The organism is Neobacillus sp. BP17 (genome assembly GCF_059579525.1).
Genome location: NZ_CM184198.1, coordinates 5,674,558 through 5,693,797 on the forward strand (window position 1 = coordinate 5,674,558; position 19,240 = coordinate 5,693,797).

General features: G+C 39.2%; 22 protein-coding genes. 11 read left to right on the top strand and 11 right to left on the bottom strand.

The features are described 5' to 3' along the window. The first annotated feature begins 136 nt into the window (after positions 1-136). On the top strand, positions 137-295 hold the full coding sequence (locus AC4QJR_RS27705) for a hypothetical protein (protein WP_496524906.1): 159 nt from the start codon (positions 137-139) through the stop codon (positions 293-295). A 63-nt stretch (positions 296-358) separates the two neighbouring features. On the opposite strand, the gene AC4QJR_RS27710 is transcribed toward AC4QJR_RS27705, so the two are convergent. Then, complete coding sequence (locus AC4QJR_RS27710; RefSeq protein WP_496524907.1) at positions 359-865, bottom strand: hypothetical protein; 507 nt, start codon at positions 863-865, stop codon at positions 359-361. Between the two features lie 113 nt (positions 866-978). Beyond that, positions 979-1,725, bottom strand: a complete 747-nt coding sequence (locus tag AC4QJR_RS27715) for a YqjF family protein (protein ID WP_496524908.1) — start codon at positions 1,723-1,725, stop codon at positions 979-981. A gap of 161 nt (positions 1,726-1,886) precedes the next feature. Between AC4QJR_RS27715 and AC4QJR_RS27720 the strand changes: the two genes are divergently transcribed. The 6 genes from AC4QJR_RS27720 to AC4QJR_RS27745 all read left to right on the top strand — a co-directional run bounded on the left by AC4QJR_RS27720 (position 1,887) and on the right by AC4QJR_RS27745 (position 7,711). Next, a complete protein-coding gene (locus AC4QJR_RS27720) occupies positions 1,887-3,299 on the top strand; it encodes an FMN-binding glutamate synthase family protein (protein ID WP_496524909.1) in 1,413 nt (470 codons plus the stop codon). Between the two features lie 2 nt (positions 3,300-3,301). Then, on the top strand, positions 3,302-4,711 hold the full coding sequence (locus tag AC4QJR_RS27725) for an FMN-binding glutamate synthase family protein (protein ID WP_496524910.1): 1,410 nt from the start codon (positions 3,302-3,304) through the stop codon (positions 4,709-4,711). A gap of 133 nt (positions 4,712-4,844) precedes the next feature. Next, a complete protein-coding gene (locus tag AC4QJR_RS27730; protein ID WP_496524911.1) occupies positions 4,845-5,366 on the top strand; it encodes a PadR family transcriptional regulator in 522 nt (173 codons plus the stop codon). A gap of 196 nt (positions 5,367-5,562) precedes the next feature. Next, positions 5,563-6,684: an ABC transporter permease gene (locus AC4QJR_RS27735; RefSeq protein ID WP_496524912.1), complete on the top strand. Its 1,122-nt coding sequence runs from the start codon at positions 5,563-5,565 to the stop codon at positions 6,682-6,684. Beyond that, positions 6,684-7,403, top strand: a complete 720-nt coding sequence (locus AC4QJR_RS27740) for an ABC transporter ATP-binding protein (protein ID WP_496524913.1) — start codon at positions 6,684-6,686, stop codon at positions 7,401-7,403. The genes AC4QJR_RS27735 and AC4QJR_RS27740 overlap by 1 nt, the downstream gene beginning before the upstream one ends. Next, positions 7,400-7,711 (top strand): heme oxygenase, encoded by a 312-nt coding sequence (locus AC4QJR_RS27745; protein ID WP_496524914.1) that lies wholly within the window; start codon positions 7,400-7,402, stop codon positions 7,709-7,711. Before AC4QJR_RS27740 ends, AC4QJR_RS27745 begins: the two co-directional genes overlap by 4 nt. Positions 7,712-7,820: 109 nt before the next feature. On the opposite strand, the gene AC4QJR_RS27750 is transcribed toward AC4QJR_RS27745, so the two are convergent. Then, entirely contained in the window at positions 7,821-8,060 is a 240-nt protein-coding gene (locus tag AC4QJR_RS27750) for a TetR-like C-terminal domain-containing protein (RefSeq protein ID WP_251459678.1), read from the bottom strand. Here AC4QJR_RS27750 and AC4QJR_RS27755 point away from each other — a divergent pair. The 3 genes from AC4QJR_RS27755 (at position 8,035) to AC4QJR_RS27765 (ending at position 9,975) form a co-directional block, all read left to right on the top strand. After that, positions 8,035-8,481 (top strand): hypothetical protein, encoded by a 447-nt coding sequence (locus tag AC4QJR_RS27755; RefSeq protein ID WP_251459680.1) that lies wholly within the window; start codon positions 8,035-8,037, stop codon positions 8,479-8,481. The genes AC4QJR_RS27750 and AC4QJR_RS27755 overlap by 26 nt on opposite strands. A 126-nt stretch (positions 8,482-8,607) precedes the next feature. Then, a complete protein-coding gene (locus AC4QJR_RS27760; protein WP_496524915.1) occupies positions 8,608-9,225 on the top strand; it encodes an NAD(P)-dependent oxidoreductase in 618 nt (205 codons plus the stop codon). Positions 9,226-9,495: 270 nt separating this feature from the next. Continuing rightward, positions 9,496-9,975, top strand: coding sequence for a PAS domain-containing protein (locus tag AC4QJR_RS27765; protein ID WP_098571637.1), 480 nt, complete (start codon positions 9,496-9,498; stop codon positions 9,973-9,975). A 238-nt stretch (positions 9,976-10,213) separates the two neighbouring features. Here the strand turns inward: AC4QJR_RS27765 and AC4QJR_RS27770 are convergent, their stop codons facing one another. After that, entirely contained in the window at positions 10,214-10,630 is a 417-nt protein-coding gene (locus AC4QJR_RS27770; protein WP_251459684.1) for an Lrp/AsnC family transcriptional regulator, read from the bottom strand. 156 nt (positions 10,631-10,786) lie between these two features. Between AC4QJR_RS27770 and AC4QJR_RS27775 the strand changes: the two genes are divergently transcribed. Continuing rightward, a complete protein-coding gene (locus tag AC4QJR_RS27775; protein ID WP_251459685.1) occupies positions 10,787-11,542 on the top strand; it encodes an MBL fold metallo-hydrolase in 756 nt (251 codons plus the stop codon). Between the two features lie 760 nt (positions 11,543-12,302). On the opposite strand, the gene AC4QJR_RS27780 is transcribed toward AC4QJR_RS27775, so the two are convergent. The 7 genes from AC4QJR_RS27780 to AC4QJR_RS27810 all read right to left on the bottom strand — a co-directional run bounded on the left by AC4QJR_RS27780 (position 12,303) and on the right by AC4QJR_RS27810 (position 19,032). Beyond that, the gene (locus AC4QJR_RS27780) at positions 12,303-12,956 is read right to left on the bottom strand and encodes a GntR family transcriptional regulator (RefSeq protein ID WP_098576953.1); all 654 of its coding nucleotides are present in this window, start codon (positions 12,954-12,956) and stop codon (positions 12,303-12,305) included. 208 nt (positions 12,957-13,164) lie between these two features. Continuing rightward, a complete protein-coding gene (locus AC4QJR_RS27785; protein ID WP_496524916.1) occupies positions 13,165-14,256 on the bottom strand; it encodes a tartrate dehydrogenase in 1,092 nt (363 codons plus the stop codon). A 75-nt stretch (positions 14,257-14,331) separates the two neighbouring features. After that, on the bottom strand, positions 14,332-15,087 hold the full coding sequence (locus AC4QJR_RS27790) for a maleate cis-trans isomerase family protein (RefSeq protein ID WP_496524917.1): 756 nt from the start codon (positions 15,085-15,087) through the stop codon (positions 14,332-14,334). A 39-nt stretch (positions 15,088-15,126) separates the two neighbouring features. Then, a complete protein-coding gene (locus AC4QJR_RS27795; protein WP_496524918.1) occupies positions 15,127-16,014 on the bottom strand; it encodes a hydroxymethylglutaryl-CoA lyase in 888 nt (295 codons plus the stop codon). A gap of 27 nt (positions 16,015-16,041) precedes the next feature. Beyond that, positions 16,042-16,539: a LeuD/DmdB family oxidoreductase small subunit gene (locus AC4QJR_RS27800; RefSeq protein ID WP_496524919.1), complete on the bottom strand. Its 498-nt coding sequence runs from the start codon at positions 16,537-16,539 to the stop codon at positions 16,042-16,044. Further along, positions 16,540-17,814 carry a 3-isopropylmalate dehydratase large subunit gene (locus AC4QJR_RS27805; protein ID WP_496524920.1) on the bottom strand — a complete coding sequence of 425 codons (1,275 nt, stop codon included), beginning with the start codon at positions 17,812-17,814 and terminating at the stop codon, positions 16,540-16,542. It abuts the gene before it with no gap. An 18-nt stretch (positions 17,815-17,832) separates the two neighbouring features. Then, the gene (locus AC4QJR_RS27810; RefSeq protein ID WP_251459688.1) at positions 17,833-19,032 is read right to left on the bottom strand and encodes a CaiB/BaiF CoA transferase family protein; all 1,200 of its coding nucleotides are present in this window, start codon (positions 19,030-19,032) and stop codon (positions 17,833-17,835) included. Positions 19,033-19,240: the final 208 nt, after the last annotated feature.

Consider the following 19,240-nt stretch of genomic DNA (forward strand, 5'->3'; position numbering starts at 1 on the left):
ACTTCATTAAATTTTAGAGTGCTAATTTCATCATGCTAAATCATCCTTGAGGTTAAACATATCTTATATATCTTTAGCCAGGTTTTAGACAACTGTCTGTTGGACAGAAATTATTTATTAAATAGGAGGAATTACTATGTGGATCATCACTCGTTACTTAGACTCGAATATTTCCATGTTTGAATATGAAACGGAAGAGGCAGCAAGAGAGGCTCTCAAATATATGAAGGGTAGTAAAATTCTATCTGAAGTGGTTTACTACAATGATCCTTGTTTCCAGCAGGGAGTAGCTTAACATATGTAAAAAAGGACAAGCCGTTAGTTGTCAATTGACCTGCTAACGACTTGTCCTTTTTTATTAATTGTCTAGACCGCTATGCCTTCTTCCAGAAAAAATGCCCGCCTTCTTAATTGATTGTTCTACCATATACTGAAAGCCATAAATAATGATCGCTAAGAAAACACAAATAAAATACCAGGCAGTATGTTTCATCTTAATGAATTTGATAATTCCAAACTTTGCCCCTATGTAAGGTAAAGGAAAAGCATTAATGACATCCAATACCATATTTGTAAGTAAGTACTTGGGGAAATTTCCGAATGTTAATTTAAAAATCCACAATGTAGCTACAAAATAAGGACCCAATATATATGTGAAATCGATCGGACCAGGAGAGATAGGATTTTTCGTGACCCACCATTTTTTTCTATAACAAATTAGACTAAATGCACTTATAACTAAATTGACAAAACTTGCCACAGGTAAAAATCTAAAAAAACTTCTTTTCCCCATAAACGGAACGGTGAGCCACGGAAGTATTAATGTGGCTAAAGAGAATGCAACTTTTGTTTTATGCTTAACCATTGGGTTCCCCCTCAAATTGATACTTTTCAGTAATAATTACCACAAATATATAATTTATCCCAATTGGCCAAAATATACATAATTAAAATTTTTTCCTTTTGCGTTTTGTTTTACTAGATTCGTTTTTTCTTAATATTCCACACTAACGAATCAACCCCTGTAGAGAAATGAGCGATCGGAGGAACTTGAGAAAGTTCAAACTGAAATGGAGAAAAAAGACTATTCTCGACTATCTCTATTTCTGCTTTTTGCAAAGGCCAAGGCAGATGGTGTATTTCACCACAATAAACGTTGACTCCATTATTCGAACTATAGAGGCAATACCGCTCAGTGAGCCAATGGTCCAGCGTTCCTTCCATTGGAGAATAAATCTCCGATACCGGTTCATACTTCCCCTTAAATGAAATAGGAGTATCAAAGTTACCATTCCGACTGGTATGAAAATGAAAGGATTGTCCTTCTTTTCGAAGAGAAATTCGTGCGGAATAATAGGGTAAATGATACCATCTCTTTGCAATCTTTAATGAAGCCCAGTTCTCAACATCGATAGATAAAAAATAAATACCAGGTTTTCCATCGCATGTAACATAGGTCCTTACGTTTACTTCTGGAAATTTGGGCGTAAGAGAAATAGAAGATAATCCACGGGGAAAGATCCCCTCCAATACAAATACAATGACACCTATCCATGCGGAGCCATTAAAAGTATCAATTTGTAAAGAAGAAGGAATATGCGGCCGTAGTAAATGAAGTGGAATTGGCCAATGTAAAAACAATAAATTTCTCCAAGTTTGTCGCATAATCCAGTTTTTTGATGGTAATGGCCAAGCTCGGTGACCAATATCATTCATTATATTCATCCAATAATCCCCCTGTTTTTATATGTATATAGTTTGGAGTAATTTGATAATTTCATACGATTTTAAAAATACTATCTTGATTTATAATATTTTCCTTTTTTTGACTATACTAAGAATAATTGGTTTTATTATTAACTTTTGTGGAATATGGAGCAATAACTATGGAGATTATCCTTTATTACTTAACTTTTGGAATGGTAGCGATTATTTTTATCACCTTTATATTCATGCTTTTTGGATGGCGTTGGTTCATGAAGCTGATGGTGAAGCATATGGGAAAAATTATTTTATCTGACAGTTATCAAGAAAATGTGATGGAGTTGATGCCGGGACTCAGACATATGGGCATTCAAAATATGCTTGAAAATAGTCTGCGGGCAGAAACAGGAGATATTCTCCATCGCCCGATGGGATCCTCAAAAAAATGGCCGCATTTAGATCCAATTACTTTTATCCCAGCCCAAACATCACCATTTCCAATTGACGGTGAAGATGATGTAGATGTGCAAGTAACCATTGGGCCACAGGCTAAAAAACCAATGAAAATAAAAATCCCGTTAATGATTAGCGGAATGGCCTATGGAATCGCACTTAGTGAAGAGGTGAGACTCTCCTTAGCTAATGCTGCGAATAATGTTGGAACCGCCATTAATTCCGGTGAAGGGGCCGTCCTGCCTGAGGAAATAAATATAGGCGGAAAATATGTTTTACAGTTCTCCAAAACAAACTGGGCAAAGGAAGAAGATCTACTTAAGCGGGCCGATATGATTGAGATTAAGCTGGGACAAGGGGCACTATTGGGGACAGGCGGGAAAATATCTCCGAAAAATTTAACGGGTCGTGCCCGTGAATTGATGGGGTTAAAGGAAAATGAAGATGCCGTCATTTATGATAATTTTGTTGAAGACCAAACGCTGGATGATTTGAAGGAACTTGCTGATGAGCTTCGGAGCATTACAGGTGGTGTTCCCATTGGGGCAAAAATAGGGGCCGGCGGAAAAATTGAAGAAGATATTGATCATTTAATCTACATTGGTGTTGACTATATTGCGGTTGATGGAGGACAAGCAGCAACACTCGGCGCCGCTCCTATTTTAGCTGATGACGTCGGAATTCCAACACTTCATGCAATTGTCAGGGCTGCTAATCATTTAGAAAAGCGAGGCATGAAGGGGAAAATTAGTTTAATTGCCTCTGGCGGGCTGCTAGTACCCGGCCATTTTTTAAAAGTGCTCGCCCTCGGAGCCGATGCAGTCTATGTAGGATCAGCTATGTTGTTTACCGTCTCGCACCCTCAATCATTAAAGGCACTTCCGTTTGAACCACCTACACAAGTGGTTTGGAATCAAGGGAAATTCAAGGATCAATTTAAGATTGAAGAAGGAGTAAAATCGGCGGAGAAATTTCTAACAGCAAGTATTGAGGAAATAAAAATGGCATTAAGGGCAATGGGAAAACGCTCTTTAAAAGAGTTATCGAGAAGGGATTTGGTTTCTTACGATGAATTGACTGCCAAAATGGCTGGAATTCCATTTTCCTTTGAACCATGGGAAGACAAACAATTGGAGAAATGACTATGCCGAACCTATTATTTTATCTGACTTTTACAATGGTTACTCTTTTATTTGTCGTGTTGATATTCATGCTCATCTGCTGGCGCTGGATCATGAAACTCATGGTGAAAAAGGCCGGAAAAATTATTTTATCCGACAGTTATCAAGAAAATGTGATGGAGTTGATGCCAGGTCTCCGGCATATGGGCGTTCAAAATATGATAGAAAATAGCCTGCGGGCAGAAACAGGGACTGTCCTGGATCGTCCTCTTGGCGGCTCTTCTAAAAAATGGCCAAATTTGGATCCTATTACGTTTATCCCTGCACAGACATCACCATTTCCGGTTGATGGTGAGGAAGATGTAGATATATCTGTTACCATTGGTCCAAAGGCAAAAAAGCCAATGGATATAAAAATTCCGCTTATGATTAGTGGCATGGGTTACGGGGTTTCACTTACTGAACAGGCAAGGTTGTCTTTAGCAAAGGCAGCTAAAAAGACCGGAACGGCGATCAATTCAGGGCAAGGTGGAATCTTACCCGAAGAATTAGACGCTGCCGGAAAGTATATTTTACAATTTTCTAAAACAGACTGGGCAAAAGAGGAACATTTATTTAACCGGGCAGACATGATAGAAATTAAATTAGGCCAAGGTGCAATAGCGGGAATGGGGAAGAAAATCGCTCCGCAGAATTTAACAGGTCGTGCCCGTAAAGTAATGGGACTTAAGGAAAATGAAGAAGCGGTCATTTATGAAAACTTTTATGAAAATCAAACGTTAATAGACATAAAGCTACTTGTGGAGGAGCTTCGTGTAAGATCAGGCGGTGTTCCGATAGGGGTCAAAATTGGCGCAGGTGGAAAAATTGAAGAAGACATTGATCATTTAATCTTAATGGGAATTGATTTTATAGCCATTGACGGCGGCCAAGCAGCCATGCACGGGGCACCGCCTATATTATTTGATGACTTTGGAATCCCGACCTTACATGCGGTAGTTAGAGCTGTGAATCATCTAGAAAAAAGAAAAATGAAGGGAAAGATTAGTTTAATCGTTTCAGGAGGACTTTTAGTACCCGGTCATTTCTTAAAAGTGCTTGCACTCGGAGCTGACGCTGTATATTTAGGCTCTGCCATGTTGTTTGCTCTTGCTCATGATCAAGTATTGAATGCCCTCCCATTTGAACCTCCTACACAAGCTATATGGTATGATGGCAAATTCAGGGATCAATTTAAAACCGAAGAAGGGGAAAAAACAGCGGAAAAATTCTTAACCGCGAGTGTAGAAGAAATGAAAATGGCATTAAGAGCAATAGGAAAACGATCCTTAAAAGAGTTATCCAAAAAAGATTTAGTATCCTATGATGAATTAACAGCTAAAATGGTTGGAATTCCGTTCTCCTTTAGACCATGGGAAGACAAACAACTTTAGCAATAGACGAGAAATACGACTAGGCGCAAATCGGTTTTTTCAAGAGGACAGTTTTGGTAAGCACTCAATTGACTATAAATAAAATATACGAGAAAATATATTCCAAGAGATGACAGCAGAAAGGGGTATCTCAATGGAACAACGCTCGCTTATTTTGCTTGGATTGCTCATGAGCCAAAGTCAACATGGATACCAAATCAATGAATTTATAGAGAGAAACTTAAGTGCAGTTACAGATATGAAGAAACCTACTGCTTACGCCACTTTAGATAAACTCAGTCATAACGGATATATTGACATTCAGTTGGAGCAAGAAGGAAACAGGCCGACCCGAAAGGTGTACTCCATTAATGAAAATGGCAAGAAATATTTTTATGAATTATTAGTGCAAAATTTATCTTCAGCCGAAAGTGTGAATTATCAAGGAGATATCGGGTTAATGTTTATTGATTTTCTCCCTTTAGAAAAAACAATACCTGCGTTGGAAGAACGATTAAACAAGAATTGGAAGTTATTAGAACTCATCAAACAAACCCCATCTCATGGAGAAAGATCGGGAGTCAATCTTGCGGTAGAACACAAAATGGCAATGTTAGAAGCAGAGGTTGCCTTTCTTGAAAAGTCGTTAGAAAAGCTTGCCCTTCATTTGGAATAATTCTCCCTCTATAAGTAATGCTACATCCAAGGAAACCTTGTTATGGGGTTTCCTTTTCCTATATATGCATGATCAATCAACTTATTGGTTCCTTTCAGACCTATTAGTCACAGTTGACTAATCACCGATATAATAATATAATGCTATTAAATTAGTCATATATGACTAATCATATATATCTAAAGGAGGACTTACATTGTTTCTTGCTTTAAAGGAATTAAAACATGGAAAATTTCGTTTTCTTATGATTGGAATCATTACTGTCCTTATCGCTTGGCTAGTCTTTATTCTTTCGGGTCTAGGAAACGGACTATCCACACTTAGTGCTGCCACATTTAAAAATATGAAAGCTGACTACGTTACTTTTGAAGAAGGTTCCAGATCCTCTATGAGCCGTTCACTAATACCTGAATCCCTTGTGGACGAACTAGAAAAGCAAGATCATGTTACATCAGCAGCGCCGATGGGGGCCACAATGGCTACCGTTTTAAAAACAACTCCTTCCAATGAAAGTGAAAAAGTAGATATTACGATACTAGGCATCACTCCTGGGAGTTTTTTAGAACCAACTATAATTGAAGGAAATCCTCTTAATAAGGATAAATCCCTAGGGGTTATCGCTAACGACACCCTAAAGGACAAAGGATTTAAAATTGGGGATACGCTCACCATCGAAGGGTCATTAGAGGAAATGGAAATTATCGGATTCGTAGAAAATGAAACGTATAATCATTTACCTGCTATTTTTACCACACTAGATAAATGGCGCTCGATTCAATTTGCAGCACCTGGTGCTGATAATGGCATTAAGAATCCAGTAAATGGGATTATGCTTCAGGGAGAAAATATTGATCCGCAGAAATTAAATGATGTTTTCGATAATACGGAAATCGTCACAAAGGCTGACGCCATCCAAGGCATGCCTGGATACAAAGAGGAAAACGGGACAATTATGATGATGCTTGCTTTCCTTTTAGCCATCTCTGCCTTTGTACTAGCTGTCTTCTTTTATGTACTTACCTTGCAGAAGTCCAATCAATTTGGCATTTTAAAAGCAATTGGTGCAAGTAATGGATTCTTAGGGAAAGCGATCGTATCACAAGTATTTTTACTTTCACTTACTAGTATCGTTGTTGGAATACTCTTAAGCTATGGAACCGCACTCATTCTCCCAGAGGGAATGCCGTTTACACTAGATATTAAGCTTGTTGTCATTTATGCTATTTTATTGCTCGTGATATCCATATTAAGTTCATTGATTTCCATCCGTAAAATTACAAAAATAGACCCACTTCAAGCGATTGGGAGGATAGAGTAATGTCAGGAATAACGTTTAATCATGTATCTAAGGTTTATCAGCAAGGGGAAAATCAAGTGGTTGCACTTAGTGATGTTTCCCTTTCCGTCAGCCAAGGAGAATTTATTGCCGTCGTTGGTCCCTCAGGCTCTGGGAAAAGTACGTTTCTCTCTATCGCAGGGGCCTTACTGCAAGCCTCTGAAGGAGAGGTAACCCTAAATGGAAAAGTAATCGGGGATTTAAAAGCGAAAGATTTATCAAAAGTACGCCTAGAAGAAATAGGATTCATCTTACAAACTAGCAATCTTGTGCCCTACTTAAATGTTCTCGACCAATTACTGGTTGTAAAAAAAATGGCGGGTAAAGTGACAAATAAAGATAAAGAAAATGCCAAAGAGTTACTTCAACATCTGGGGTTAGAATTGAAAATCAAGAAATTTCCAGAACATTTATCCGGTGGAGAACGTCAGCGAACGGCTATTGCTCGTGCCTTTATGAATGATCCTTCGATTATCTTGGCAGATGAACCAACAGCAAGTCTTGATACACAACGAGCCCATGAGGTCGTGCAGCTTATCTCAAGAGAGGTCAAATCTAGAAATAAGGCCGCCATTATGGTAACTCATGACGAACGAATGTTGGAATACTGTGACAAAGTGTATCGAATGGAAGATGGTAAACTGATGCCGTCCGAATTTCAAAAAAAGTTGCAAATGATAAATAGGAGGAATAAAAAATGATCATCGTAACAAACAGAATTAAAACAAAATTAGGTTTTGCTGCAAAAATGGCTCCAATGTTCACAAGACCAGGAGCCTTACAAACCATGCCGGGTTTTGTCAAAGTCGAAGTATTAATTACTAAAAATCTTTCAGAATATGATGAGCTGAATGTAAATATGTATTGGAACACGATGGAAGACTTTACCCAATGGAAAAATAGCGATGCCTTCAAAGAAGCCCATAAAAGTCCCTCTAACGCTGTAGAAGATTCACCTATCTTGGGAAGTGACATCATTATCTCTGAGGTTGCCTCCACTTTAGAATAAATACTGACCATATTTTTTGTAACTTTTTGGTCAAATACCTTGAACTCTAAATAAAATCAGCAGGCTAAACAAGATTATTATAAAGATATCTTGTTTAGCCTCTACGACTTTATCTCTTTTGAATAAAGGAAATAATTTCAATATATAGGCTGGTCATTTCTTGAGGAGTTTTATCTAAACCATTTTGAATCCATTGTTCAATTAATCCCAAAAAAGCAGACGTAATAAAGGACAAAAAGTATTCCATTGGGGCTTTTAACTTTCCATCGAAGTTCTCATTTTTCTCTAAATTAACACGCACCTTTTCTGTAAATGCATCTCTAATGGGCGGCCAAGTATTATTCGGCATTATTATTGCACTATTCTCAGGCTTTACTGTTGCAACACTTGCTTCACTAGCTGGGATTAATATGCCAAGTTATTTACTAGTGGCATTCTTCGTATCGTTCGCTGCATTCTGTTTCTTCTTATTGGTATCAGCCATTACAGCGTGGATTGGTAAACCAGCCATTACGTTATTCATGGTGGTGATGCTATTAGGTATGGGTGTTCTTATGACACCGCAAGAAATGCTTCCAAGCTTCTTCGTAAACTTTATTCGTCCATGGGTCCCCCTTCGCTTTGCATCTGAAGGGTTACGGGAGATTTTCTACTTCGGCAGCGGCTTTTATACTGGTGGTTCATTCAACACGATTTTAGGAATTGGTATTGCAGGCTTAATTATTTACCTGCTATCTACTTTCAAACCAGTACGTGGGCAGGAAAGCTAAATAAAAAAACAAAGGGTTATTTTGCCTTAGTTGCAAAGTAACCTTTTGGTTAGATAAAGAGTAACGGTCTAAAGAGAATTTCCCCTTGTGGATGTTTTACTGTAAGTAGAAAAAAGGAGGAGCGTTATGAAAATTATTGTATTTGGTGCAACTGGCGGAGTGGGCCAATATGTCGTGAAGCAAGCGTTAGAAAAGGGGATTGAGGTAACTGCATTTGTACGCACCCCGTCAAAGATAGATTTGGCACATGAGCAGCTATATATTGTGCAGGGAGATGCCTTCAATAAAGAAGAAGTCGCTGCAGCGATTGCAGGACATGATGCCGTCGTGTCATGTTTAGGCTCAAATCAAGCGATGAAAAAATCAACAGAGCTTGAAGAGATGACGAAAAATATTGTAGCTGGAATGCAGGCACATAATATCAAACGAATCGTCTATACAGCTTCTGCAGGAATTAACAAAGAAATTCCAGGGATTAGCGGGAAAATAGTTATGAAAATGTTAAAAAATCCTCTGGCGGATCATCGCAATGCCGTTGATTATATCAAAACACATGGATTGAATTTCACAATCGTTAGACCAATGGGATTAACGAATGATGCCCTAACAGGAAAGTACAGGGAATCAGAAACGGGCGTACCAGATAAAGCAAGAACGATTCCACGCGCTGATGTAGCACACTTTATTGTGAAAGCACTAAGCGATAAACAATACGAAAACTCATCTATCGGTATTGCAAAATAAAGTGTAGCTTCAACTAGTTGTTTGCTAATCAATTCCTTGTCCGAAGTTCCCACAAAGAAACCTATAATATCTAATTATCGTCAATTAATTGAACAATTGCAGTTGTTGACAGGCACTGTGTAATAAATCACATTTGTCTCTCATTAATAATGCTATCATTATTAATGGGGTTAGATAATAATCACCTAGAAGTAGCCGATCTTGCCCTCGCTAATATTTGTACTATTTTATTCTTCTCATAAACGGAGATTGTATATAGGAGGGTTTTATATGTCTGAAAATAAATTGTCTGAATTAATTAGTCCTGAAGCTGTTATTAATTTTGAAACTGGTGCAATTAAAGCAAGCACTCTGGATTCAATTATCAACCTTTTACCATTTGAAATGGGTTTTTGCGATGCTAACGATATTTTCCGCTGGTATTCAAATAATCCAAACCGTGTCCATGGTCGTCGTAAAGAAGCAATTGGTCGCCCTGTGCTTGAGCTTCACCCAAAAGTGGATCATCACGTTGAAAAATTGTTGAATGATTTTCGCTCAGGAGCACGCGACGAATGGGAATTTTGGTTTCCAAAACGCTCTGGTGAAGAAAAGGGCCAAATTTACCAAAAATTTATGGCGGTACGTGATAAAGATGGAACATACCTTGGCTGTATGGATGTGACCGTTAATATCGACCTTTTCCAAGGAAAAGAAGGGAAAAACACCCCTGAAACTATTGAAGAATTTATAGCTGTTAAGCCTGAGTAAAAAACTTTTTCATTTAAGAAGCTGTTGAAAAACACATTGAATCCCCCATTCAATGTGTTTTTCTTTATGATAGAAGTATTGGGTGTTACCTATGTAAAACAATAGAACAATTATTCCCCTCCAACTTTTTCCTCAATTTAATACCGTTCATCACACCTGTTTAAGGGGCAGTTTTTTACCTATAGGCCTAAACCACTGTTTAAATACAGAGCGAATTAAAGACTCCTCTATTCGTCTTTTATTTTATTTTTCCAATAGAAATATTAATTCTGTAGTTAGCATATTTGAGTATATCATCCAGTGTTTTATTTAAAGCCACTTGATCTGAAATGCTTGCTTTAATCATATAGCAGCCTTCACCACTTATACGGTGGACTTCTGTTATATCTGAATTTTCCTTTAGGTAATTTTGAAATTCAAGATGACGGTTGGATTTTAAAAAGACCATTATAAATGCCTGAATACTCTTTCCAATCTTTAATTCATTAACTGAAATGGTGTACTGCTCAATAATTCTTTCCTCTTCCATCCTGCGAATTCTATTGCCTACCGCCTGGCCTGTCATATGTATCAACTCTCCAATTTCCTTCCATTGTCTACGAGAGTTTTCTTTTAATAATTTGAGAATTTGAAGGTCGATTTCATCCATACCCATTCCCCCTCAAAAGAGTATTTATTCCCAATTTTATTATAGCTAAATCTTTTTCATGCTGAAATAAAAGTTCAGTTATCCCTTTCACCAAATACTGTTAGTAAGATTGTGGAAGGAATACAATAATTTAGAGAACAAACTTACGAGGAGGAAAAATCTATGCAAATTCAATTAATACGCCATGCAACACATCTTATTTCATATAAAGGTCTAAAATTCCTTTTAGACCCTATGTTTAGCGAGCAAGGAACACTTGCACCTGTTCCTAATGCCCCTAACCAGCATCTAAACAACCCTTTATCTTCACTGCCAGTTGACCTCGAGAGACTAGTAGATATTGATGCTATTATTGTTACACACTCGCACCGTGATCATTTGGATGACCGGGCTATTTCATATTTACCTAAGAATTTACCGTTATTTTGTCAGCCGGCAGATGAGCTATTAATGAAAGAAAAAGGATTTGAACAGACAATAGCAATAAGTAAGGAATTGATTTGGCAGGGGATTGAGCTAATTCGAACAGAAGGAAGACACGGCCATGATCAACTTGCGGATGCAATGGGGCCCGTTTCTGGATTTATTTTAAGGGCAAAGGATGAGCCAACTTTATATATTATTGGAGACAGTGTATGGAATTCGGATATTGAACACTACTTTAAACATTTTTCTCCTCATTCCGCAATTGTTTTTGCGGGAGAAGCCCGTTTCTTGGAAGGACAGCCAATCACAATGGGACTTGCCGATATTGAAAAAATAACAAAAGCATCACCTCATACTCGTCTAATCATTTCCCATATGGAATCTTGGAATCATTGCTTATTAAAGCGAGAAGAGGTAAGGGACTATATACGACAGAACCACTTAGAGGATAAAATTTTAGTACCTGAAAATGGGGAAATAATAGGGAATTGATAGTAAAAGATGAGGGAATCAGCATGGTTTAAAAAATAAGCGGAGAAATTCCTCTTAATTATGAAATAGCGCTAAAAGTGGCTAAAATAGACGGAGAAATTCCGCTTATTGACTCAAAAAACGTGAAAATCGGTCATTTTGATTTGCTTAGCCGGAAAGTTTCCGCTTATTTTGCTCAAGAACGAGCTCTATTTTGCATTTAACCGGAAAACCTCCGCTTATTTTAACAATCATTAGTAACTCAATTAAGGATAACACCTCTATTGTTACAAAAGGCTATCCATAACGTTGAAACTTTATCTTAATAACAACCAAAAATTTAAAAAACAAAAAACCTCATTTACTTATGATAAGGTTCCCTGTAATGCATCAGAATGAGGTTAGATAACAAAAAGTATGCTTTAAAAGACACGTCATTTAAATAAGAAGTCCTGTTATTATTCATTGTTGATTTTCGTGTTGGTATGAGAATTCATAGGCGGAGAATTTCCGGCTAATGTATAAAGAGGAATCTTAAGAAGCAGGAATACGCGTAGATATTCCGATTAACTACTCTAAATAAGATAAAATCCAAAGATTGGTAATATAAACGGAAAAACTTCCTTTATTTTTAAGTAAATATGGATATTTCCCAATTTAAACGGAATTTTACTGTTTATTTTTCACAAATACAGTGAAATCAACATTCAGTTACAACAGAGCCTTTTATAAAAAAGTGTACATGGCCTATTTTTCCATTATTCGCTGACGTGGTTTTCTTTTAAATATGAGGATGTGCTTTTTTATACACTTCGATATCATGTTGCAGATGATTTTTCATTTCTGCTTCGGCCAGATTTGGATTCTGTTGAATAATGGCCCTGACAATGCTTTCATGCTGATCAATAAAACGGATATTTTGAATTAAATCTTTAAAAATGACATTTCTGGCATACATCACTTTTGCGTCTATCGTATTGATTAAATGTAACAAAGGATCATTTACAGCAGCTTTGGCAATAATATGATGGAACCTGGTATTCAACTCAAATACAGCATCCTCATCTTGTTTAGCCCAAGCATCGCGTGTAAGACGAATGGTTTCTAATAAAGCTTCTTTCTGTTCTTCGCTTGCTCTCTCTGCGGCTAAACGTGCTGCTAAAGACTCTAAATTTTGTCTGCAGAGAAACAAGTTCAAAATTTCTTGATAGTTTGGCTGATAAACCCGGATACTCTTTCCTCTTTGCTCTAATAAACCATCTTGTATCAGCATTCGAATCGCTTCCCTTACTGGAGCACGGCTGATTTGGAAGCTCTCTGCCAACCTGGTTTCCACTATCCGCTCACCTGGTTCATATTCCCCTTGCACCAAACGCTTTTTAATAGCAGCATATAGTTGGAGATGAAGCGGATCACTTTTTATTACCTGCATCATCGTATCACACACCTCCCAGCTTATCGTAATTTATCCCCGAATTGAGTTTAATGTATCATAGTCAATGTAGACAGTCAACCGACTTTTAAACGGTCGTTTTAAACATTAAAAATAACGAAAGGGAGTGCCATTCGATACTCCCTGTTCCGAAAACCGGTTAAGAATTTATCATTTCCCTTATCCCAAAAAAGTGTTCGGATATTCCCTTCTATTCGTTGATCTTCAAAGCTTGCGGATTTCGTAAACTTCCTGCAACTGCTTGTCCTACATCCTGTGTTGTTGAATTACCGCCCATATCGGGGGTAAGGACTTTGCCTTCTGTCATAACCTGTTCAATCGAGTTAAGAACCTCTTTCCCCCAATCATCATGGCCAAAGAAATCCAGTATTTGGCTTGCAGACCAAATAGATGCCAAAGGATTTGCAATATTTTTTCCGGCAATATCAGGTGCAGATCCGTGAATGGGCTCAAACATCGATGGAAACTCCAAAGTTGGATTAATATTTGCCCCGGCAGCCAGGCCTAGACCTCCGGCAATAGCAGCTCCCAAGTCGGTAATAATATCCCCGAATAAATTGGAAGTAACCACAATTTCAAAACGCCATGGCTGTTTAACAAAAAACATAGCCGCTGCGTCCACTAAGTAAGAATAGGTTTTAACATCCGGATATTCTTCTCCAACTTCTTCAAATACCTGATCCCAAAAAACCATGGAGTAATTCAGCGCATTCCCTTTGCTGATACTGGTAAGTGATTTGCCTTGCTTTCGCGCTTCTTCATAGGCATAACGGATGATTCTCTCCACACCGTTTCTGGAAAAAATACCTGTTTGCAACACCACTTCATGGGGCTTCCCTTTAAAAAGCCAATCACCTGCACCTGCATATTCACCTTCGCTGTTTTCCCTGATAACCAGCATGTCGATCTGATCACGGGAAACATCCTTGAGTGGGCAAGGCGCACCATTCAACAGCTTAATTGGACGAAGATTCACATACTGATCGAAGCCTTTGCGAATTTTTAATAAAAGATCCCATAACGAGATATGGTCCGGTACACCAGGATAACCGACGGCTCCCAAGTATATGGCATCAAAGTCTTTTAACTGCTCGAGTCCGTCCTCATCCATCATTTTCCCATACTGGTTATAATATCCACATCCCCATGGAAAATGGGTAAATTCAAACTCAAAGCCTCCATCTAATTCTGCCACTTTGTTCAGGACCTTGATTCCTTCCGTTAAAACCTCCGGGCCAATGCCATCTCCAGCGATTACCGCGATTCTATACTTTTTTTTCATGGTGTATTCTCCTAATCTTTTAGATTAAAAAGGCGGCTTCGATTATGCCGCCTTTTTTCAGATCGATTCTTGGACTTAAAACTTACCGGACAGTAAGTGACCAGCATTAGGCACCTCTGTTTTTAAGTTTAATCCCTTCAAAATTTTATAAACAGTCGAAGTGGCAGCCGATAGAACTGGAAGCCCCAGGCGGTCCTGTACCTTTTGAATGGCAGGAAGTGAAGGCATTTGAACACATGCCGATAATACAACCGCATCTGCTCCTTCAATGTTGAGGCGGTCAGCATGCTCAATAAGGTTCATTGGATTCAATCTTCCTACCTCTAAGTTATCCGGAACTTCAAGACTGATAGAATCAATGACTTCAATGCCAGCTGTATTCAAATACTCAATCACCATATTGGTTAAAGGCTTCATGTATGGCGTAATAATGGAAACCTTCTTTGCACCTATTGTTTGGATTCCTTCAATAAGAGCCCCTGCGCTGCTGACAATTGGAGTACGTGCTCCATTTTCGTTCGTTGCATTACCAAGCTTTTGTTCTGAAATTTGGTGGTAGCCCGGGCCCTGACACATGATCGCAATTAAACATGCGTAAGCAAGTACATCACAACGAGCATCGGATAGCTCTACGGCACAACGTACACTATCCACATCCATCTTTTTCAATTCTTCAGGGTTCACATGCATCATCCGCATTCTTGAAGAATGGAAAGTAAATGTTTCTTCAGGGTTTAGCTGCTGTCTTGCTTGAAGCATGGCTGGAATTTCAGTTTCCATTGTTGTATTTGAACTTGGTACGATTAAACCTACACGATAATTTGTTGACATTGTTGTTTCCCCCTAGTAGTTAAATTAAAGTTTGCATCCCTAAACCTTATGAAGATGACCTGTTAAATTCCGATTGGTTAACGGCTTGACCATTTCGACACAAGCCAGAAGCTGTTTTAGATTAATTCCGGTTTCAATTCCCATTTCATGAAGCATAAAAACAATATCCTCAGTCGACGAATTTCCAGCTGCACCAGGTGCAAATGGACAGCCCCCAAGACCGCCGATTGAAGCGTCAAAGCGGGTTACTCCCGTTTGCAATGCAGCAACTACATTGGATAAGGCCATGCCATATGTATCATGGAAATGAGCCGTAATCATTGCTGTTATTTGTAAAGACATAACTTTTTCAAATAAATCAAAAACCTGCGCCGGATTTGCTCGACCAATCGTATCACAGAGAACAATTTCATCCACCCCGAGGTTCTCTGCCTTTTCCACAAGATCAAGGACCAAATCTGAATCTACTTTTCCTTCAAATGGACACCAAAAAGAGGTGGCGATATTATATCGAATAAAGATATCTTGTTCTTTTGCCTTTTTGATTACAGTCTCAAAACTTTGGATTGACTGTTCTCTCGTCATTTTTACATTTTTTAAATTAAAGCTGTCACTGGCGCCTACCACAAGTGAAAGTGCTTTGATTCCACTTTCAATAGCCCGGTCGCAGCCTTTTTCATTCGGAATCAAGGCCATATATTGAATGGAAGGGTCCCGGTCGATCCCCTCAAGTACTTCCTTTGCATCCTTCATTTGCGGAACATATTTCGGATGAACAAAAGAAGTGGCTTCCATTCTTTTAATCCCTGTTTTATTCAAGGCATTGATCAGTTCAATCTTATTTTCAGTAGAGATAAAAGTGGATTCGTTTTGAATTCCATCCCTTGGCCCTACTTCGATTATTTCAACTTTGTTGGGAAGATTCACTTTTATAGCCCTCCTTTATTTAAAAAATTAAGAGATTCCCAGTTTCTTTGCTAAATAGGGTTCCAATCCACCAATCTTTACCATCCCAATTAAATGCTCAGGCAGCTTTGTTCCTTTATATTCAGCTTGCTGCGTATAATTAATAATTTTGCCAGCAAGCAAATCAATCTCAATTTCGTCACCCTCCTGAATGATGGAGGTATCGGACATCTCCACTACAGGCAGACCTACATTAATGGAGTTGCGGTAAAAAATCCGTGCAAAGGAGTTCGCGACAATGGCCCCGATCTGATGGTGCTTTAACACCATTTGCGCGGTTTCACGGCTTGATCCGGAACCAAAGTTATTTCCCGCTACTATAATATCACCTGGCTGAACCTTTTCATGGAAAGTCGGGTCGATCGCTTCCATGGCATGCTCAGCCTGCTTTTCGACCGACAGGCTCATATATTGTCCAGGAGAGATGATGTCTGTGTTAATATTGTCACCATACTTCCATACACGTCCTCTGATGATGAAAGACATTTACATGACTCCCTTCAATAAATATTTTTTTGGATCTGTTATTTTTCCCTCCAGCGCTGTTGCTGCAACGGATGCAGGAGAGCCCAGGTAAACCTCGCCTTTTGGACTGCCCATTCTTCCCCTGAAGTTTCGATTCGATGATGACATGACGACTTCACCATCTCCAATAACACCACTGGTAAATCCACCACATGCACCACATGAAGGCATATTAACCACACAACCCGCTTCGGAAAAAATATTCAACAGTCCCTCTTTGCTTGCCTGCGACCAAATATATTGGGATGCCGGCACAACCAAACAGCGGATCCCTTTAGCGATTTTTTTTCCTTTTAATATTTGAGCAGCAATTCTTAAATCACTTAATCTTCCATTTGTGCATGAACCAAGATAGACTTGGTCAACCTTAATTCCTTCAACCGCACTAATAGGATGAACATTATCCACTTCATGAGGGCAAGCAACTTGCGGCTCCAACTCTGACGCATTGTAATGGATCGTACGAACATATTCCGCATCTTCGTCACTTGCAATCAGTTCAATATCATCCGTTACACCTTTTAATTTCAGGTATTCGATCACTTTTTCATCCGGTTCAATTAAACCTGCTTTTGCACCAGCTTCCACTGCCATATTGGATAATACAAGACGCTCATCAATGGAAAGATTTCGAATAGCGGTACCTGAAAACTCAATAGCCTGATAGGTAGCACCCGCATGGCCAAGGTCCTTTATTGTTTTTAAAACCATATCTTTGGCATAGACACCTTCAGGCAGCTCACCGTCCCATACAATCTTGATGGTTTCAGGAACTTTTAACCATGTTTCCCCGGTTAATAAAACTCCGATCATTTCGGTTGAACCAATCCCAGTTGCAAATGCTCCAAGACCTCCAGCCATGCAAGTATGGGAATCCGTACCTAAAATCACTCTGCCGGGACGGACATGTCCGTGTCCTGCAATAACTTGATGACATGGCCCTTCGAACTCATAATAATACGAAAGATCATGCTCCCGAGCCCAATCACGGGTGTATTTTAAAATATTTGCCTGCTGGACGGTTGCCGGCGGTGTGCAATGATCGGATACAACGACTACCTTTTCTTTATCATGCAATTTTCCACCCAAACGCTTAAATCCGCCGTCTACGAGCCATGGTCCCAATAAATCATGCATAAGGGCAATATCAACCTGTGCCCATACAATATCCCCCGCCTTAACACCAGACTGACCAGAAGCTTTGGCAAGTATTTTTTCAGCTATCGTCATCCCCATCCCAATTCAGCCCTTTCTTTAAATAATCCCGTTGTCTTTTAGACCTTGAATCTGCTCCTTTGTTAAGCCGAGTTTCCCTCTCAATACATCCTCCGTATGCTGCCCAAGCTTAGGACCCGCCCATTCGATTTCCCCAGGGGTAGCACTCATTTTTGGAACAATCCCTGGCATTTTTAATTTTCCCAGGCCCTCAACGGCTACTTCCTGAATCATTTGCCGAGCTTGGTAGTGTGGGTCATTCAAAATATCCTCAACAGAGTAAATTGATCCGGCCGGCACCTTCGCGTTATCCAGGAATTTGAAAACTTCCTCAAATGGCAAGGACTTTGTCCAATCTTCAATAATTCCATCAAGGTATTCCGCGTGCTCCGAACGCTTGGCATTATTTTCGTAGCGTGGATCTTCCGCAATATCTTCGCGTCCCAAAGCATTCATCAATCTTTTAAAAATTGCATCACCATTGGCGCCGATTACCACATACTTTCCATCTGCACACTTATAGGTGTTGGATGGAGTAATTCCAGGCAATGTACTTCCTGTTCTTTCTCTAATGACTCCTGCACGATCAAATTCTGGAATGGTACTTTCCATTAAACTGAAAACAGATTCATAAAGGGCAACATCAATCACCTGTCCTTCATTAGTTCTATTTACATCGCGGTGATAAACAGCCATTAATGCTCCGATTACAGCGTAAAGGGCAGATAATGAATCTCCAATACTTATTCCAACACGGGTTGGCGGGCGGTCAGGATAACCTGTTATGTAGCGGAGTCCACCCATCGCTTCCCCAATGGAACCAAATCCCGGATTATCACGATATGGTCCATCCTGGCCATATCCGGAAACCCGGATCATAATTAATCGTGGATTAATTTCCTTTAACTCCTCGTAGCTCAGGCCCCATTTTTCCATTGTTCCGGGACGGAAGTTTTCTATTAAAATATCAATCTCTTTTACTAAGCTGCGAATAAGTGCTTGCCCTTCCTCTTGTCTAAGATCAATTGTAATGGATTTTTTATTTCTGGATTGGACATACCACCATAGGCTTGTGCCGTTTTCAACGACACGCCATGTACGGATTGGATCTCCTTTTGCCGGTGCCTCCACCTTGACTACATCTGCGCCGAACTCGGCTAATAAACGAGAAGCAAATGGCCCCGCAATCAACTGACCCATTTCCAACACTTTTAATCCTTCAAGTGCTCTTCTTCCCATCACAGTCATCTCCTAAACTCGTTGTATTTAAATTAGAGATGCAAAAGCATCTTTCATAACAAATTTCCGTTGTACATCGTTGACTGTCGACCGTCGACGATAATAAAATTTCGGATACATTCCCACAACAAATGTCAGTGCATCCGATTTTTTGACTGCCACAGGCAGATCTTTAAGCTCATTTAAGAGGTTAAATTTACAATACTTC

Excerpts from the sequence above, each read along its gene's own strand:
- AC4QJR_RS27720 (WP_496524909.1), top strand. The coding sequence starts at position 1,887 with ATGGAGATTATCCTTTATTACTTAACTTTTGGAATGGTAGCGATTATT.
- AC4QJR_RS27810 (WP_251459688.1), bottom strand. The coding sequence starts at position 19,032 with ATGGGAAGAAGAGCACTTGAAGGATTAAAAGTGTTGGAAATGGGTCAG.
- AC4QJR_RS27770 (WP_251459684.1), bottom strand. The coding sequence starts at position 10,630 with ATGGGTATGGATGAAATCGACCTTCAAATTCTCAAATTATTAAAAGAA.
- AC4QJR_RS27745 (WP_496524914.1), top strand. The coding sequence starts at position 7,400 with ATGATCATCGTAACAAACAGAATTAAAACAAAATTAGGTTTTGCTGCA.
- AC4QJR_RS27780 (WP_098576953.1), bottom strand. The coding sequence starts at position 12,956 with ATGATGCAGGTAATAAAAAGTGATCCGCTTCATCTCCAACTATATGCT.
- AC4QJR_RS27710 (WP_496524907.1), bottom strand. The coding sequence starts at position 865 with ATGGTTAAGCATAAAACAAAAGTTGCATTCTCTTTAGCCACATTAATA.
- AC4QJR_RS27760 (WP_496524915.1), top strand. The coding sequence starts at position 8,608 with ATGAAAATTATTGTATTTGGTGCAACTGGCGGAGTGGGCCAATATGTC.
- AC4QJR_RS27765 (WP_098571637.1), top strand. The coding sequence starts at position 9,496 with ATGTCTGAAAATAAATTGTCTGAATTAATTAGTCCTGAAGCTGTTATT.
- AC4QJR_RS27740 (WP_496524913.1), top strand. The coding sequence starts at position 6,684 with ATGTCAGGAATAACGTTTAATCATGTATCTAAGGTTTATCAGCAAGGG.
- AC4QJR_RS27785 (WP_496524916.1), bottom strand. The coding sequence starts at position 14,256 with ATGAAAAAAAAGTATAGAATCGCGGTAATCGCTGGAGATGGCATTGGC.
- AC4QJR_RS27715 (WP_496524908.1), bottom strand. The coding sequence starts at position 1,725 with ATGAATATAATGAATGATATTGGTCACCGAGCTTGGCCATTACCATCA.
- AC4QJR_RS27800 (WP_496524919.1), bottom strand. The coding sequence starts at position 16,539 with ATGTCTTTCATCATCAGAGGACGTGTATGGAAGTATGGTGACAATATT.
- AC4QJR_RS27775 (WP_251459685.1), top strand. The coding sequence starts at position 10,787 with ATGCAAATTCAATTAATACGCCATGCAACACATCTTATTTCATATAAA.
- AC4QJR_RS27705 (WP_496524906.1), top strand. The coding sequence starts at position 137 with ATGTGGATCATCACTCGTTACTTAGACTCGAATATTTCCATGTTTGAA.
- AC4QJR_RS27755 (WP_251459680.1), top strand. The coding sequence starts at position 8,035 with ATGGGCGGCCAAGTATTATTCGGCATTATTATTGCACTATTCTCAGGC.
- AC4QJR_RS27750 (WP_251459678.1), bottom strand. The coding sequence starts at position 8,060 with ATGCCGAATAATACTTGGCCGCCCATTAGAGATGCATTTACAGAAAAG.
- AC4QJR_RS27790 (WP_496524917.1), bottom strand. The coding sequence starts at position 15,087 with ATGTCAACAAATTATCGTGTAGGTTTAATCGTACCAAGTTCAAATACA.
- AC4QJR_RS27805 (WP_496524920.1), bottom strand. The coding sequence starts at position 17,814 with ATGGGGATGACGATAGCTGAAAAAATACTTGCCAAAGCTTCTGGTCAG.
- AC4QJR_RS27725 (WP_496524910.1), top strand. The coding sequence starts at position 3,302 with ATGCCGAACCTATTATTTTATCTGACTTTTACAATGGTTACTCTTTTA.
- AC4QJR_RS27730 (WP_496524911.1), top strand. The coding sequence starts at position 4,845 with ATGGAACAACGCTCGCTTATTTTGCTTGGATTGCTCATGAGCCAAAGT.